The organism is Acidovorax sp. DMC1 (genome assembly GCF_056314325.1).
Window position 1 is genome coordinate 147113 of record NZ_JBQUYO010000006.1, and the last position, 16752, is coordinate 163864.

At 64.9% G+C, this 16752-nt stretch carries 13 protein-coding genes; 8 read left to right on the plus strand and 5 right to left on the minus strand.

Annotated features, from left to right (window positions below):
* The 4 genes from ACT531_RS14215 to ACT531_RS14230 form a co-directional block, all read right to left on the minus strand.
* Positions 1 to 4994, minus strand: a 4994-nt coding sequence (locus ACT531_RS14215) for a beta strand repeat-containing protein (RefSeq protein WP_476017828.1), incomplete at its 3' end; no start/stop codon positions are given.
* A 236-nt stretch (positions 4995 to 5230) separates the two neighbouring features.
* Positions 5231 to 6088, minus strand: a complete 858-nt coding sequence (locus ACT531_RS14220) for an MBL fold metallo-hydrolase (protein ID WP_476017829.1) — start codon at positions 6086 to 6088, stop codon at positions 5231 to 5233.
* Positions 6089 to 6255: 167 nt separating this feature from the next.
* Positions 6256 to 7134, minus strand: a complete 879-nt coding sequence (locus ACT531_RS14225) for a bile acid:sodium symporter family protein (RefSeq protein ID WP_476017830.1) — start codon at positions 7132 to 7134, stop codon at positions 6256 to 6258.
* A gap of 146 nt (positions 7135 to 7280) precedes the next feature.
* A complete protein-coding gene (locus ACT531_RS14230; RefSeq protein WP_476017831.1) occupies positions 7281 to 7805 on the minus strand; it encodes an Mpo1 family 2-hydroxy fatty acid dioxygenase in 525 nt (174 codons plus the stop codon).
* 116 nt (positions 7806 to 7921) lie between these two features.
* On the opposite strand from ACT531_RS14230, the gene ACT531_RS14235 reads away from it, so the two are divergent.
* The 6 genes from ACT531_RS14235 (at position 7922) to ACT531_RS14260 (ending at position 13909) form a co-directional block, all read left to right on the plus strand.
* On the plus strand, positions 7922 to 8626 hold the full coding sequence (locus ACT531_RS14235) for a Crp/Fnr family transcriptional regulator (protein WP_476017832.1): 705 nt from the start codon (positions 7922 to 7924) through the stop codon (positions 8624 to 8626).
* A 103-nt stretch (positions 8627 to 8729) separates the two neighbouring features.
* The gene (locus ACT531_RS14240; RefSeq protein ID WP_476017833.1) at positions 8730 to 10163 is read left to right on the plus strand and encodes an aldehyde dehydrogenase family protein; all 1434 of its coding nucleotides are present in this window, start codon (positions 8730 to 8732) and stop codon (positions 10161 to 10163) included.
* A 249-nt stretch (positions 10164 to 10412) separates the two neighbouring features.
* Positions 10413 to 11039, plus strand: a complete 627-nt coding sequence (locus tag ACT531_RS14245) for a DUF2889 domain-containing protein (protein WP_476017834.1) — start codon at positions 10413 to 10415, stop codon at positions 11037 to 11039.
* A 56-nt stretch (positions 11040 to 11095) separates the two neighbouring features.
* On the plus strand, positions 11096 to 11857 hold the full coding sequence (locus ACT531_RS14250; protein ID WP_015013621.1) for an SDR family oxidoreductase: 762 nt from the start codon (positions 11096 to 11098) through the stop codon (positions 11855 to 11857).
* 376 nt (positions 11858 to 12233) lie between these two features.
* Positions 12234 to 13232 (plus strand): bactofilin family protein, encoded by a 999-nt coding sequence (locus ACT531_RS14255; protein WP_476017835.1) that lies wholly within the window; start codon positions 12234 to 12236, stop codon positions 13230 to 13232.
* Positions 13229 to 13909 (plus strand): hypothetical protein, encoded by a 681-nt coding sequence (locus ACT531_RS14260; protein WP_476017836.1) that lies wholly within the window; start codon positions 13229 to 13231, stop codon positions 13907 to 13909. The genes ACT531_RS14255 and ACT531_RS14260 overlap by 4 nt, the downstream gene beginning before the upstream one ends.
* A 28-nt stretch (positions 13910 to 13937) precedes the next feature.
* Here the strand turns inward: ACT531_RS14260 and ACT531_RS14265 are convergent, their stop codons facing one another.
* The gene (locus ACT531_RS14265; protein ID WP_148279934.1) at positions 13938 to 14801 is read right to left on the minus strand and encodes a type IV pili methyl-accepting chemotaxis transducer N-terminal domain-containing protein; all 864 of its coding nucleotides are present in this window, start codon (positions 14799 to 14801) and stop codon (positions 13938 to 13940) included.
* Between the two features lie 190 nt (positions 14802 to 14991).
* Here ACT531_RS14265 and ACT531_RS14270 point away from each other — a divergent pair, with 190 nt between their 5' ends.
* Both ACT531_RS14270 and moaA read left to right on the plus strand, forming a co-directional pair.
* The gene (locus tag ACT531_RS14270) at positions 14992 to 15411 is read left to right on the plus strand and encodes a BLUF domain-containing protein (protein ID WP_015013617.1); all 420 of its coding nucleotides are present in this window, start codon (positions 14992 to 14994) and stop codon (positions 15409 to 15411) included.
* A gap of 47 nt (positions 15412 to 15458) precedes the next feature.
* The gene (moaA, locus tag ACT531_RS14275; RefSeq protein ID WP_476017837.1) at positions 15459 to 16595 is read left to right on the plus strand and encodes a GTP 3',8-cyclase MoaA; all 1137 of its coding nucleotides are present in this window, start codon (positions 15459 to 15461) and stop codon (positions 16593 to 16595) included.
* Positions 16596 to 16752 lie beyond the last annotated feature (157 nt).

Consider the following 16752-nt stretch of genomic DNA (forward strand, 5'->3'; position numbering starts at 1 on the left):
AAGGTGTCGTTGCCTCCCAGGCCGCTGATGCTGTCGTTGCCCGCCAGCCCGTCGATGCTGTCATCGCCTGCCGTGCCTTCCAGGGTGTCCGCCAGTGCGCTGGGGGTGTTGCCCGCCACATCCCCCAATGTCTTGACTCCATCCGTGAACTGGAAGCTCTCCACGCCCCGCACGATGATGGTTTGGCCACCACGCACCAGCTTGATGTCGGTCGCCGTTGGCCTGGATATAGTGTAGTCCGCCAGGGCCCCATCGAAGACCGCCAGATCGGTGCCCGTTCCGCCGTCCAGCGTGTCATTGCCCAGCCCACCAATCAGCGTGTCATTGCCCCCCATCCCGTTGAGCACGTTGTTACCCGCCCCGCCCGTTAGCACGTTGCCATCCCCGCTGCCCGTCACGTTCACGTTCAACGCGTTCATCACCGTGGCGTTCTCCACACTGCCGCTGAGTGTGTATGTGCCCGTCGTCAGCCTCACTTCCACGCTGTCCATGCCCTGGCCCGCCACCTCCACGATCACGTCGCCCGTGGCATCCACTTTGTAGGTGTCGTCCCCATCTCCTCCGATGAGCCTGTCTGAACCCGTTCCACCGTCCAGCGTGTCATTGCCCCCACCACCCGTGAGCGTGTTGGCTGCCGTATTGCCCGTCAGCAAGTTGTCCAACGCATTGCCCGTGATGCCAGCACCACCCGTGCCGATCACCGTGCCGTTCTCCACGTGATCGCCCAGTGTGTAGACGCCCGAAGTCATCGACACATTCACCAGGTCCGTGCCTTCGCCTGAGGCCTCCACCACCGTATCCGTCAAGGCATCCACCGTGTAGGTGTCGTCTCCCAGGCCACCTACCAGGGTGTCGCTACCCAGGCCACCTACCAAGGTGTCGTTGCCTCCCAGGCCGCTGATGCTGTCGTTGCCCGCCAGCCCGTCGATGCTGTCATCGCCTGCCGTGCCTTGCACGGTGTCGTTGAAGGCACTGATGGAGCTGTCCAGAACTTGCGCCATGTTTTGGGTGACGTCCCCGAACTGCACACTCTCCACCCCACGGAATGTGACGGTCTCTCCACCTCCGATGCGTGCGAGCACCGTGTCTGTCGCTGTGCGAGTGACGGTGTATTGATTGCGATTGCCAGCCAGCACCAAGGTGTCGTTGCCAAGACCGCCATCAACGGTATCGGAGCCCATGTTGCCCACCAGTGTGTCATCACCACCAAGCCCGCTGAGCACGTTGTTGCCTGCGTTACCGGTCAGCGCATTAGCGCTGTCGTTGCCCGTCAGATTGACAGCCAGCGCCGGGTTGCTGGTCAGGACCGTTGCATGTTCGACATTGCTCGCAAGCACATAGGTTCCAGCAGCAGTGAAAGCAACCCGGACCTCATCAACCCCTTCACTGAGCCCCTCCACCAGCACATCGCCGCTGGCATCTACCACGTAGATGTCATCACCAATCCCACCCACCAAGCGGTCCGTGCCCGCCCCGCCATCCAAGGTATCACTCCCATCTCCACCACTCAGGGTGTCATTGCCCGCAAGACCTTGCAGAAGGTCATTGTCATCGTTACCGCTGAGAGTGTTGGCTACCGCATTTCCAACCAATTGATTGGCCTGGGCGTTGCCTACAAGGCCGACCGCCGCGGAAGATACGACCGTAGCATTCTCGACATGATCTCCCAGCGCGTAGCTACCCGACGCCAACGCTACCTGCACGGAGTCCTCGCCCTCGTCCGCCACCTCGGCGATCACGTCATTCAATGAGTCCACCGCGTAGAGATCGTCCCCCAGGCCACCCACCAGCGTGTCATTGCCCTCGCCGCCGCTGAGCGTGTCATTGCCCGCCAGACCGGAGATCGAGTCGTTGCCTTTGCCACCACTGAGGCTGTCGTCTCCAGCGGTGCCTGTCAGCGTGTCTGAATAGTCGCTGGGCGTGTTTCCCAGAATGTCCTGAAGGGTACGCACATCCGCACCGCTACTGAACCCCAGGTACTCCACATTGCGGAGAATGGTGGTGTCGCTGCCGCGCACCAAGCGCAGATCGGTGTCGTTGACGCGGGTGATGGCATATTGGTTGTACGCGTACTGGAACCCCGCCGCATCCACCCCATCCCCACCATCCAGCGTGTCATTGCCTGAGCCGCCGAGCAGAGTGTCACTGCCCAAGCCACCGCTAATGCTGTCGTTGCCGCCACGGCCTTCGAGCCGGTTGTTCGCAGCATCACCTATCAGGGTGTCTGCAAACCCTGTGCCATACACGCCTTCGATGTTGTCGAGCCTGTCTGTCCCGCCCTGTCCATCACCAGCGGTATTAGTGGCCAGGTTGACATTGATGCCCGTGGTGGTGGGTGCAAAGTCATAGCGCGCGATATCAAAGCCACCACGCCCATCGATCGTGTCATTGCCGCCACGGCCTTCGAATAGTTCAACATAGTCCGTCGTTTCCGCGCCAAGCAGCGTGTCGGCATAACTGGAACCGCGCACTTGGTTTAAGTTGCTGAGAACGTCGTTTCCAGCACCGCCAGTGGCCGTGCCTGCTTGCAAGTCCACACTGACCGCGCTCCCTGCATTTTGGTAAGACACGCGATTGCTGTTGCTCACGGTACCGTCTGGGCTGAAGTTCATGGCACCACCATTGATGGTGTCGTTGCCGGTACCTCCCTCGAACATCTCAAAGATCTCGGCGCTACTCCCCAAAATGCTGTCTGCATAAGCTGAGCCCCGTATGAACGGGACGTTGACCACCGTGTCGGTGCCGCCCCATCCATCGGTCACGATGCCGGCACCACCACTGCCATCACCCGTGATGCCTGAGAGGTCCATCACAATGCCATTGGTGTTGTCTTCGTAGCTTAGGGTGTTGCCGTCGGTGTAGCCAAAGCGGTCCGTAACGGCACCACCGTTGATGGAGTCGTCGCCTTGCCCTCCCTGCAGGAAGTCGCTACCGGCACTGCCCAGAATCGTGTCATTGCCAGCGCCACCATTGATCCAGTCGTTGCCCGCACCACCGTCGATGGCATCGTCGCCCCCTTCGCCCACCAGCGAATTGGCGGCCGAACTCCCCAACAAGGTGTCAGCAAAACGCGAGCCTGCGATGTTTTCAAGGTTTGTGAGCGCGTCTATCCCACCGAGACCATCCGTGGCTGTGCTCGCCTCCAGGTCAACATTGACGCCGGTAGCGGAACCGCCATACCAGACCCAATCGTTTCCTCCGGCACCATCAATGGTGTCGTTGCCAGATCCGCCCTCAAACGTGTTGTCTGCGTCGTTGCCAAGCAGTGAATCGCCGAAAGCGGAGCCAGTGGCACCGGAAATTCCGACCAGCGTGTCATTGCCATCCGCACCTGTGGCACGGCCTGTCGCCAAATTCACGGTAACGGCACCACTCGCGCCCCAGTAACCCACGCGATCTTGCCCCCCGCCGCCAGTGATGCTGTCGTTGCCCTGGCCTCCGTTGAAGTCATTGTTGTTGGCATCTCCGGCGAGCGTGTCGTTGTAGTTACTACCACTCGCGGATTCAAAGCCCGACAGCTTGTCGCTGCCAGTGCTGGTACCTGTACCCGCGCCGGTGGCCAGGTTCACGTTGACAGCCGCTGTAGCATCCCAGTAGTTCACCCAATCCCGGCCGGCACCTCCGTTCAAGGTGTCAGCCCCCGCCCCGCCCACAATCTGGTCGTCACCCGCACCGCCATCGATGGAGTCATTTCCTGCGCCGCCCCGGATATCGTCGCTGCCATCTCCTCCCAGCAATGTGTCGTTGCCATCGCCGCCTTCCAGCGAATCGTGGCCATCACCGCCGCTGATGCCGTCATCACCGCCCAGGCCTTCGAGCTTGTTGTCGTTGCTGTCCCCAGCAATGGTGTCATTGAATGCACTGCCACGAACACCTTCGATGCCGCTGAACGTGTCAGTGCCACCTTGTCCATCGGAGGCGGTACCGCCGGCCAAATCCACGTTGACACCCGTGGAAGGAAGCGATCGGTAGTCCAACCGATCCCATCCACCGTTGCCATTGATGCTGTCGTCGCCAGCGCCACCTTCATAGGATTCGAACTCAGCATCGCTGCCGATGAAGGTGTCGTTGTGGCTGGAGCCGGTAACCGCCTCGACATTAAAAAGAGCGTCGACACCACCAAGGCCATCCTGGGCTGAATTCGTTGCAAGGTTCACCAACACACCGGACGTAGACGTGCTGTACTCCGCCCGGTCATAGCCTTGTCCGCCATCGATGGTGTCGTTGCCACCGCCTCCGCGAAAGACTTCACTCAGTCCATCGCTGACTACCACCCCACCAGAGGGGTTACCGCCTATGAGGGTGTCATTGAAACTGGTGCCCTGAATACCCTCGATGCCGACAAGAGTGTCATTACCCCCGTGGCCATCTGCATAGGTACGGCCATCTGCCAGATTGACGTGGACGCCCGAGGCCGCTGCGTCAAACCTCACGAAGTCGAAGCCACCTCGCCCGTCAATAAAGTCATTCCCACCTCGTCCCTCAAAGAATTCCGTGTAGTTCGTCGCACCGGATCCCAAGAGGGCATCATCGAAATTCGACCCACGAACATGATTGATGTTGATCAGCCTGTCATTGCCGTCGGCACCGGAGGACGAGCCCGCCTGCAAATCCACGGTCACCGATCCGCTAGCGCTTTGGTAGCTGGCACGATTTCCATTGTTTGCGGTGGTGATGGCACCTCCATCAATGGTGTCATCACCCAAACTGCCGGTGAACATCTCGAACCAGTCATTGGTACTGCCCGTCAGCACATCGCTATGGACAGAACCACCAATGCCTTCTATCCCAACCAAGGTATCGTTCCCGTCAGCACCGCTGGCCCGACCTGTCGCCAGATTGACGGTGACAGCACCTGTTGCCGACCAGTACACCGCCCGGTCAAAACCGAGACCACCCACGATGCTGTCGTTGCCTGCATAGCCCTGGATGTCGTCGTCAGCCGCGCTCCCTTCGAGAGTTTCATTAGCGGGGGTGCCATTGATGGTTGCCATGGTCTAGCCTTTTAGGGTGGAAGCGGTTGTGGAAGCGGACGCAACAGAACCCAGGGGCACAGGTTCGGTAGCTTTCCGATGGAATGTATCGGGGCAGTTTTCAGCGTCCATCCCTCATTTAGGGGATGGACTCGCAGAACTGCCTATGTCTCACCACTCCACACGCAGTCATCCAGGGCCATTTTTTCCATCCACAAAACAAGGCAAATTCAGATGGCGCTATGCACCAACCCCAATCACCGGCGCGCTGGTAGCCCGGCCCACACATCCATGGCCTGCCACTCCAGCGGCAGGCGCACCTCCACACCGTCCCGCGCACCACGGGCGCGCAGGAATGCCATCGACGCGTCGAAGTCGTCGAGCGGTGGCGGCATGGGCTGCATGGGCTGGCCCGGTGGTTGCCAGAAGTCATCCCAATGGATGGGGATGACACGCCGGGCGCCGACGGCGGCAATCACCTCGGTCCACAACGCTTCGCGGTAGCTCTCGGGCCGTGGGCCCAGGGCACCGATGCCCTGCAGCACCACATCCGCCTGCACGCCGCGCAAGGCACCCGGCTCAAAACCGGCACTGCCCACGATGAGCAAGCTGCGACCGCCATGCGCCACATGCAGCGCGTAGCTTTGGCCTTCCTTGTACTCGCTGGCGCGCACGGGCGGGCGCAGCGGCGCGGTGATCTCGCCGCCAGTAAAGCCCGTGGGCGCATGGCGGCTGGGGTACAGCGTGACCGTGAAGCGGCCAAACTGCTGCGGCTCGCCGAGCCGGGCCACCCGGATCTGCAACTCGGCCAGGCCCGCGCCGCGCCCCACGTTGGCGGTGGACTCGGAACCCAGCAGCAGCGCCCCCGTGCGGCGGGCGACCTCGGGGGCGTCCATCGCGTGGTCGTAGTGCGAATGCACCGGGATCACCGCTGCCAGTTTGCCCACCCTGCCCGGAACACCCGCGCGCTGCAGCCCCTGGGCGATGGCCTGCATGTCCGGCTCCACCTGGCCCAGAAAAGTCTGCAGCTTGTCGGGGCGCGAGAAGAACCCGTCCGTCATCAGCGCTGTCTCGCCATCGCCCAGCAGCACGGTGGACACGCCGAGAAAAGTCACCTTGAGGCTCGATGCCGCCTCACCACCGCCGGGAGCCTTCCACCGCAGATCGGCCTAGGGCTGCAGCGACGGATGCTGCTGCAGGGCCCAGACCAGCGCGCCCAGAGCCAAAAGCACCAGCAATGCCAGCGCCCACAACGCTCTCTTCACCCCCACGGCGAGCCGCATCACGCGGCCCGGGCTTCGACCACGCCCTTGCGGCGCAGCACCAGCGTGCCAAACAGCGTGGCCATCAGGTACATGCTGACCGAGTAGATGGCCGCAGGCAGCGCGAGCTGGAAGTTGTCCAGCACCGACAGCGCGATGAAGATGGCGAGCGTGGAGTTGTGGATGCCGATCTCGAAGCTGATGGCCGTAGCCATGGATTTGTCCAGCCCCGCCGCACGCGAAAGGTAATAGCCCGATGCCAGGCTGATGGCGTTGAACAGCAGCACGGCAGGGCCTATACCCGCGAAGGACTCGACCAGGGCCGACCACTCCTTGGCGATGGCGATCAGCGCGAACGCGGCCAGCACGACGGCGCTGAAGGTCCTCATGGGCTTTTCCATGCGCGCGCTGAACGATGGCACGCGGCGGTGCCCCCCCATGCCCAGCACCACGGGCACCAGCACGATGACGATCACCTCCACCACCTTGCCGAACTGCAGCGGCACCACCTGACCCGTGTGCGCAAAGGTGTTGATGGCCCAGTTGGTGATGAGCGGCAGGCTCACGATGGAGAGCACGGTGTTGATGGCCGTGAGCGAGATGTTCATCGCCACATTGCCACCAAACAGGTGGCTGAACAGATTGGCCGACACCCCGCCGGGCGAGGCCGCCAGCAGCATCAGCCCCACGGCATACAGCGGCGACACGCCAAGCAGCACGATGAGCGCATAGCAGGCCGCTGGCAGCACCAGCACCTGCAGCACCAGGGCCAGCACCACGGCGCGCGGGTGCTGCAGCAGGCGCGTGAAATCCCCCACCGTGAGCGACAGGCCCAGGCCAAACATGACCAGGCCCAGCGCGATGAAGAGCAGCGTGGGCAGGATGGAAACAAAATTCATGGAAACACACACGCGGCCACGGCGGCCGCGCTCCATTCAATGGGGTAAGGACGGCGGAGCCAAGGGCTGCCGCGCAGCGAGGGACCAGGCGGCGCAGAGACGCCCTAGCGGCAAGGGCAGAAAGAAGGGTGTAAAACCCCGAGCGCTCAGGCAGCAGCCTGCCCCGTGCGCAGGTGCACCGGGCCGCTGCGCGCCTCGATGGCGGCCTGCACCTCCTTGCGCAGGCCCAGCGCAAAGGCCCATTCGGCCACCACAAACAGCGGGCCGACGATCAGGCCCACAAGGTCGTCCACAAACGCGGGCTTGCGGCCTTCGTAGTAGTGGCCCACGAACTGGATCACCCAGCCCACCGCAAACAGGCCAATGCCCGTGGCCAGCCACACGGCCAGGGTCTGGGCGGCCACCCATTGCCCGCCCACCAGCATGGCCGCCAGCAGCGCGGCCATGGCCAGGCCAAAGCGCATGTCCAGGCGGAAGTAGAAAACACTGGCCGCCAGCGCAGCCAGCAGCGCCGGGCTTACCGGCACCGCCCCCACCATCCAGGTCGGGCGCGACAGCAGGATGACGACGGCAAACATGATCATGGGCACGCCCACAAAATGGGTGTGGATGTTGCGCGGGTCGCGGTGGTAGTCGGCGTATTGGGAGAGGTGGTCGATCAGGGTTTTCATGGGTGTCTCCGGCATGTGTTTTGCGCAGCATCAATACTCGCTCTCGGGCTGCGCCAGCGTCTGTCGTGCAGACGACAAAACCCCCGCCGCCCTCCTGCCCCGTTCACTCGCATCCCATGTCCACCCCTTCTGCCTATTTACCCGTCCTCCAGACTGGCCGCTGGTTTGCCCACCTGCCGCTCGACTTTGCCCAGCCGCTGATTGCCATGGCGCAGTTGCGCCATTTGGCGACGGGTGAGGTGCTGTTCCGGCGTGGTGATGCGCCCTGTGGCCTGTATGCGGTGGTGCGCGGCGCGGTCAGCATCTCGGGCACCCGGGGGCGGGCCGATGAGGCGCGTGCGGCACTGCTCATCCGCCTGGAGCCGCCGCACTGGTTTGGCGAGATCTCGGTGTTTGACAACTCGGCCCGCACGCACGATGCGCAGGCCACCGAACCCACGACCCTGGTGCACATCCCGCACGAGCGGCTGCAGCACTGGCTGCAGGCCCACCCGCAGCACTGGCATGCGCTGGCTTTGTTGATGACCGACAAGCTGCGCTCGGCCTTTGTGGCGATGGAAGAGCTGGCGCTGCTGCCCGCCCCGCAGCGCCTGGCACGGCGCCTGGTGATGATGGCCGAGGGCTACGGGCAGTGGACGGCCGAAGGGCAGTCGCGGCGGGTGATCGAGATCTCGCAAGAGCAGCTGTCGCTGATGCTGGCGATCTCGCGCCAGACCACCAATCAGATCCTTAAAGATCTGGAGTCGCGCCAGCTGGTGCGCGTGCAGCGCGGCGAGGTGGAGATTCTGGACCTGGCCGGCCTGCGGGGCGTTTTTGCCTGATTACTATCGAATCAATAGCATCTAAGGCATGATGCACTATCGCATGGGCCGGTTTTTACACAAATACTAAGCACACATTCCATTTCGGGGCAAAATGGCGGCCATGCAACTCAACTACATCGCCAACGCCTCGGTGCCCTCGTCCTCGGGCCGCACGATCCCTGTGATCGACCCGTCCGACGGCCAGCCCTTCGACGAGATCCAGCGCAGCAACGCCGACGACATCGACGCGGCGGTGCATGCAGCCCGCCAGTGCTACCACGCGGTGTGGCAAAAGTTGGCCCCGGTGGAACGCGGCCGCCTGCTGCAAAAGCTCTCGGCCAAGATACTGGATCACGCGGACGAGCTGACGGCGCTGGAGCAGCGCGACTGCGGCAAGCCCACCAAGCAGGCACGCGCCGACGCGATTGCGCTGGCGCGCTACTTCGAGTTCTACGCCGGTGCGTGCGACAAGTTCCACGGCGAGACCATCCCCTACCCTGACGGCTACAGCGTGCTCACCTGGCGCGAGCCCCACGGCGTCACGGGCCATGTGATCCCCTGGAACTACCCCATGCAGATCTTTGGCCGCAGCGTAGGCGGCGCGCTGGCGGCGGGCAATGTGTGCGTGGTCAAGCCCGCCGAAGACGCGTGCCTGTCGCTGATCCGCGTGGCGCAGCTGGCGGCCGAAGTGGGCTTCCCCGCCGGGGCGCTGAACATCGTCACTGGCTACGGCCATGAGGTGGGCGACGCACTGGCGCGCCACCCCGGCATCGACCACATCAGCTTCACCGGCAGCCCCAAGATCGGCACGCTGATCCAGCAGGTAGCGGCCGAGCGCCACTGCCCCGTGACGCTGGAGCTGGGCGGCAAGAGCCCGCAGATCATCTTTGCCGACGCTGACCTGGACGCTGCCATTCCCGTGGTCATCAACGCCATCGTGCAGAACGCAGGGCAGACCTGCTCGGCCGGCTCGCGCGTGCTGATCGACTCGCTGATCTACGAACCGCTGCTGGAGCGCCTGGGCAAGGCGTTTGAAAAGCTGCGCGTCGGCCCCGCCGCCATGGACCTGGACGTGGGCCCGCTGATCCGCCAGACGCAGCAGCAGCGCGTGTGGGACTTCCTCTCCGACGCGCAAGTGGCAGGCATCCCCATGGTGGCCCAGGGCGTGGTGGTGGACGAAGCCCCCGAGACCGGCTACTACCAGGCCCCCACCTTGCTGCGCGATGTGCCCGTGGGCCATCGCCTGGCGCAGGAAGAAGTCTTCGGCCCCGTGCTTTCGGCCATGGCCTTCCAGGACGAAGACCACGCCGTGGAACTGGCCAACGCCACGCAGTTCGGCTTGGTTGCGGGCATCTGGACGCGCGACGGCGCGCGCCAATTCCGCATGGCCAAGCGCGTGCACAGCGGGCAGGTGTTCATCAACAACTACGGCGCGGCCGGCGGTGTGGAGCTGCCGTTTGGCGGCGTCAAATCCAGCGGCTATGGGCGCGAAAAGGGCTTTGAGGCGCTGTACGGCTTCACCACCTTGAAGACGGTGGCCATCAAGTACGGTTGAAGAAGCCTAGTGCGGTGTTGCACGCTGGAAGGCACATTGAAAACCGATGGATTTTTGGTCAGGGCAAGGCGCAAACCACAGCGATACCAGCAGGTATCGCGAGGATTTGTAACGCAACCCTGGCCGAAAAGACGCGGTTTTCAGTGCCTGATAGCGTGCGACACCGCACTTAGTGTCTCGCCTGCGCACGACAGCGCAGGCAGGCCCCAGTAACCTTGGCCGCTTCTGCACGACGATTTTTCTTTTTCCATGCCCCTGAGTCCCCCCGCCCCCCGCACCCTGAAACATGTCCGCCGGGTGAACTACCAGGGCTTTGAACGCGACGATGGCCTGTGGGACATCGAAGGCGAGCTGCACGACAGCAAGGCCTACGACGCCACCTCCTTTCGCGATCCCACCAAGCAGCGCCTGGCGGGTGAAGCCATCCACCACATGTGGCTGCGCGTGACCGTGAACCGCCAGCTGGTGGTGCAGGCGGTGGACGTGGCGATGGACTCGCACCCGCTCAAGGGCTGCACCGAGGCCCAGGCCGCGCTGCAGCGCATGGTGGGCTGCAGCATGGCGCGCGGCTGGCGCCAGGCCATCCAGAAGCATCTGGGCGGCGTGGAAAGCTGCACGCACCTGCGCGAGCTGCTGTTCAACCTGGCCACGGCAGCGTTCCAGTCGGTTCCTGCGGTGTTTTCGTCTGCCAACCCGGACGAGCCGCCGCGCCACCTGGGCCAGTGCACGGGATGGGACTTCAACGGCCAAGGCGTGAAAGAGTTTTTCCCCCAGTTCTATGGCCGGCAGCCCAAGGCACCCGCCCCGGCTCCCTCTACGGCAGATACGGGTTCGGCCACTGAAATTTCAGCCCCATCGGGCGCTAGCGCTGGTTGAATATTCGCTGGTAGCTATCAATTTTGATATATCACCCCAACCCATCGGAGACACCCATGCGTGTGCAGAACAAATCCATCATCGTCACCGGCGCTGGCAACGGCATCGGCGAGGGCATCGCCAAGCGCCTGGCAGCTGAAGGCGGCAAGGTCATCGTCAATGACATCAACGAAGCGGGCGGCCAGCGTGTGGTGGCCGAGATCACGGCCGCGGGCGGCACGGCAGCGTTCTTCAAGGCCGACGTGACGAAGTCCGCCGAAGTGAAGGCCATGGTCGACGAAGCCGTGCGCCTGTACGGCCGCCTGGACGTGGTGGTGAACAACGCGGGCTGGACGCACCGCAACCGCCCCATGCTCGAAGTGAGCGAGGAAGAGTTCGACAAGGTCTATGCCATCAACATGAAGAGCATCTACCTGAGCGCCATCCACGCCGTGCCCGCACTGCGCCAGGCGGGCGGCGGCAGCATCATCAACATCGCCTCCACCGCCGGGCTGCGCCCCCGCCCAGGCCTGACCTGGTACAACGGCTCCAAGGGCGCCGTGATCATCACCAGTAAGTCCATGGCCGCCGAGCTGGGCCCCGACAACATCCGCGTGAACTGCATCAACCCCGTGTTCAACCCCGACACGGGCCTGGCTGCCGAGTTTGCAGGCGGCCCGGTGGACGATGCGCGCCGCGCCAAGTTCCTGGCCACCATTCCGCTGGGCCGCTTCTCCACCGCGCTCGATGTGGCCAATGCAGCGCTGTACCTGGCGAGCGAAGAGGCATCGTTCATCAGCGGCGTGTGTATCGAAGTGGATGGCGGGCGCTGCGTTTAAGCAAGCACGCCAACAGGCGCGTCATGGCATGCCCTGAAGCAGCCACTACGCCCCATTTTTGAGCGCCTCAATCCGCACTAGGACAGTGCGGATTGATTTGACCGTGGTGGCCCTGCTGCCTATAGTGCCGCCGATGTTTGCGAGCCAGCTCCACACCCCAGCCGCCAGCGCTACCGCGCCGCTGCGCCGTGGCGTGCGCTCGCAGGCCACGCTCCAGGCCGGTGACCGCGCTCTCTGCACCCTTGCTGCAGATTCCTGAGCCCGGCGACACCCCCTCCCCTCCGCATTCTTTTCGCGCACCTCCTGTCGCCGGGCCCCACGCCCAGCGCCAGCTTGCGCCTTGGCCACGGCCGGGGCGCGGACGTCAGGAGTGTCCATGCCCCCGTTTCCTTCGGGCGAGATTTCGCTCGCCCCGTGCGCGCCCGCGCACCCACTTGCTGCCCCTGCGCTTGCGCGCGACGGTGCTGTCGATCAGGCCGTGGCCCACGCAGCCGCCGCCGACATCACCCGCCAGTTCATCCGTGCCAAGCAGCCCTGCGCCGACGGGTACCGCTGGTACCTGCGCCGCCAGGAAGGCGCCAGCAACTACCAGGCGTTGCTGGACGACCTGGTGCGCGAACGCCGCGTCGAAGACGCGTGCTGGATGCTGGACCAGTTCGGCCCCACCAGCGATGTGCTGGAGGTGGACCACCTGGAGGCCGACGCGCTGGTGTTTGCCGGCAGCGTGCGCTGCCGGGGCCATGCCGACGTAGAAGGTGTGCTGCGCACGGGCCGCAGCCTGAGCGTGCTGGGCGGCCTGCGGGTGGGTGGTGCACTGCGCGTGGGCGAAGACCTGCGCGTGGCAGGCGCGGTGCGCTGCGAGGGCAGCGCGCGGCTGCAGGGCGATGTGCGCGCGGGCTGGTCGCTGACCGTGGCTCAGCGGCTGCAATGCACGGGCAGCCTGCGCGTGGGCGGGGAGCTGGACTGCGGCGCCGCCGTCCAGATCGGCGGCCACTGCCGGGTGGCCCAGGATCTGCGCGTGGCGGACGACCTGGGCTGCGAAGGCGGCCTCAAGGTGGGCGGCCACCTGCATGCCGGCGCGGCCCTGCAGGCGGCCCGGGGCCTGTGGGTGATGGGCGATGTGGACTGCAAGGGCCACCTGCAGGTGGGCTGGGGGGTGCGGGCCGGTGGGCATATCCACGCCGGTGGCACCATCCGCGCGGGAGAGAGCCTGTGGGCGGGCGACACGATTGCCGCGGGCGAAGCCTATGGCGTGTATGCGGGCCTGGATGTGCCCTTGCCCGACTGGCCCCACAGCGCCCAGGTCAGCGCCCGCGAACACCCCGCGCGCCTGCTGAGCGGCTGCTGGGCAGGCGGCCCGGGGAGCACGCCATGACGGCCAACACCTTCTGCCTGCACCTGCCAGGCCATGCCACGGCCACCAAAGCGCAGTCCAGCCCAGGCCTGCGGGGCCGCTGGGCCCAGTGGCTGACCGAGCTGCGCATCGACGTGGACCTGTCGGGCCGCGACATCCAGCGCGAGTTCGATGCGCTGTACGACCGCATCCGCACCAACCATCGCACACGCGATGCGATGCAACCGCTGACCCTGCACCTGCGCGGGCTGGTGTTTCGCCTGCGCGAGGCCGATGGCGAATATTTTGTGTACGCGATCGATCCACTGCGCAACCGCATCGTGGCTTACACCGTGTTCAACCGGCTGGTGGAGGTGGACCGCCGCACCGACCGCCACCTGCGCGCACCCCACACCAAGGTGGCGCACGGCTACCGGCGCATGGGCATTGCCACGGCCATCTACCGCTGGTGGCTGGACTCGGGCCGTTGCCTCATGACGGGGGCACGCCAATCTGCCGGTGCCCACGGCCTGTGGATGGCCCTGGCGCGCGACTATGAGCTGGCCGCCGTGCGCATCGATGCAAACAAGCGTGTGCAGCAGTTGCAAATGCCACCGCCGCCAGGATTCTTCGACGCGCTGGATACGCGGCTGGTACTGGTGGGGCGCGATTGCAGCTTGGCGGACTTCACGCAGCCCGTTGCCTGCAACGGCCGGTGACCCGATGGGCCGAACCGCGAGCAGCCGATCAGCCCAGCACCTCGCGCAGGGCCGCCTCGTACAGGCCGGTGAGCTTGTCCATCACACCCAGCAGGCGTTCACTGGTCGTTGCCACCGCGTTGAGCCCGGCGTCGTCGGCCGGGCGGCGCAGGGCCGCGTCGAAGAACAGCCATTGCGAGTCGGCCAGCTCCAGCTCGCTGCGGATGGCGGGCGTGGACACTGGCGCTGACTTGAGCGTCTGCAGCGCCTGCCGGAAGTCGGCCGCATCGGCCGCCAGCTGCGCGTGCACCACCTTCGACTCCACCTTGGCAGCACTCAAGAAGTAGTTTTTGGCCAGGCGCTGCGACAGCATGCGCTGGCGGCCCGCCAGGTTGACCAGGCGGGCGCTGGGCGCCTGCGCCATCTTCTCGATGGACTCGGTCACAGCCTGGGCCACCAGCAGCGTGCGGTCGGCCTGCTCGGAGGCCGCAACCACCAGGGCGGTCTGGGTGGCCGGCGCTGCAGTCAGCTGGTTGAGCAGCGCAAACTGCTTTTGCACGTCTTCCAGCTGGCGCCCCACGTCGGCGGGCCAGCGCCCGGTCTGCATGCCCCGGGCCAGCTCGCTGCTGCCCGACTGCGCCATCTTGCGGGCGAGCCCCATCACATCCACCGCCGCGCCGGGCAGCACCTGCAGGTACTGCTGGCAATAGGCCTTGGCCATGCGTTGCGACAGCGCACGGAACCAACCCGCATAGTTGATGGCGCCGGACAACCCCATCTGTGCCTGGGCCCCAACGGCCCCACTCGCCCAGGTGGGCAGCAGGATGCCTGCCGCCACCCACTGAACCGCCACACGGCGCTGGCAGGGCATGGCGTCTGCGGAGAAGCTGTTCAATACCTCGCGAACTGGCATGGGAACCCTTTGAAATCGGATGCCTGCATTGTTGCGATGCAGCATTCCCATGCCCTGCGCCAGATCAAAGCGCACCGCCATCCGCCGCAATCGTTTGCGCTGCCGCAACAAATCCGCCTTCAAGGTCATTCGCAGAAGGGCCCACACCTCCCCGCCAAACCTGACACACTGCGCCGCTCAGGAGACGAACATGTTGATACAACTGACCTACGCCAGCCGCACCTCCCGCGTGCTCGGCCCTGCGGACATCAAGGACATCTTGAGCGCCTCGCAGCGCAACAATGCCCGCGCGGGCATCACTGGCGCGCTGTGCCTGAACAACGGCATCTTCCTGCAGCAGCTCGAAGGCGACCGCGCTGCCGTCAACGCGCTGTACCACCGCCTGCTCAAGGACACGCGCCACAAGGACACGGCCGTGCTGGACTTTGGCGAGATCCCGCACCGCCGCTTCACCAGCTGGTCCATGGGGCTTCTGGGCTCGGTGGACGCCAACCGGCAGCTGTTCCTCAAATACTCGAGCACCCCGGATTTCGACCCTTTCAGCATGAGCACCTTGATGCTGCGCAGCTTCTTCGACGAGATCCTGCAGAACGTGCGCTGGCTGGAGTGAGAAAATGCGGGCCATGTGCCCTCCCGCCCTGCTGAACGAGCCCACCCATGTCTGAACGCGTGATTCCGCTGGTCGATGAGCGCCTGGCCTCGCTGGCGGCCAAGGTGCCAGCCCAGCTGGTCAGCCCCACAGGGCTACTCACCGATGCCCGGGGCCGCCCGCTGCGCGACCTGCGCATCAGCGTGACGGACCGCTGCAACTTCCGCTGCAACTACTGCATGCCCAAGGAAGTGTTCGACAAGGATTACCCCTACCTGCCGCACGGGGCTTTGCTGAGCTTTGAGGAAATCACACGGCTGGCGCGGCTCTTTCTGGCGCATGGCGTGCGCAAGATCCGCCTGACGGGCGGCGAACCCCTGCTGCGCAAGAACCTCGAAGACCTGGTGGCGCAACTGGCCCAGTTGCGCACCGTGGATGGCCTGGCGCCCGACCTCACCCTCACCACCAACGGATCGCTGCTCGCGCGCAAGGCCCAGGCCCTGAAGGACGCGGGCCTGAACCGCGTGACGGTGAGCCTGGACGGCCTGGACGACACCATCTTTCGCCGCATGAACGATGTGGACTTTCCGGTGGCCGATGTGCTGGCCGGCATCGAGGCCGCGCATGCAGCGGGTCTGTCGCACATCAAGGTCAACATGGTGGTCAAGCGCGGCACCAACGACCACGAAATCTTGCCCATGGCGCGGCACTTTCGCGGCACAGGCACCACGCTGCGCTTCATCGAATACATGGACGTGGGCGCCACCAACGGCTGGCGCATGGACGAGGTGCTGCCGTCGGCCGAACTCATCGAACGCCTGCGCGCCGAACTGCCACTGGTGCCGCTGGACCCGAGCAGCCCCGGCGAAACCGCCGAGCGTTGGGGCTATGCCGATGCGCAGGGCCAACACGACCCCGCGCTGGGCGAGGTGGGCGTGATCAGCAGCGTGACCCAGGCCTTCTGCCACGACTGCAACCGCGCGCGCCTGTCCACCGAAGGCAAGCTCTACCTGTGCCTGTTTGCCAGCCAGGGCTACGACCTGCGCAGCCTGCTGCGCGGCGGCGCAAGCGATGCTGACATTGCCTCGGCCATCGCCCCCATCTGGCAGCAACGCAACGACCGCTATTCGGAGCTGCGCAGCAGCCTGCCCGCCGACACCGGCCAGGGGGCGCGGCGCGTTGAGATGAGCTACATCGGCGGATGACCTCGGACAACCCCCTGAGCGACTGCGTCGCTTCCCCCTTCTCTCGCACCGCTGCGCGATGCGGGAAGGGGGACGCAGCCCTCGCTGCGGGGCGGCCCTTGCTTGGCTGCCCTGACCTGCAGAGCGCAGTCTCAAAGGCCACGGGAAATTCCGGCCT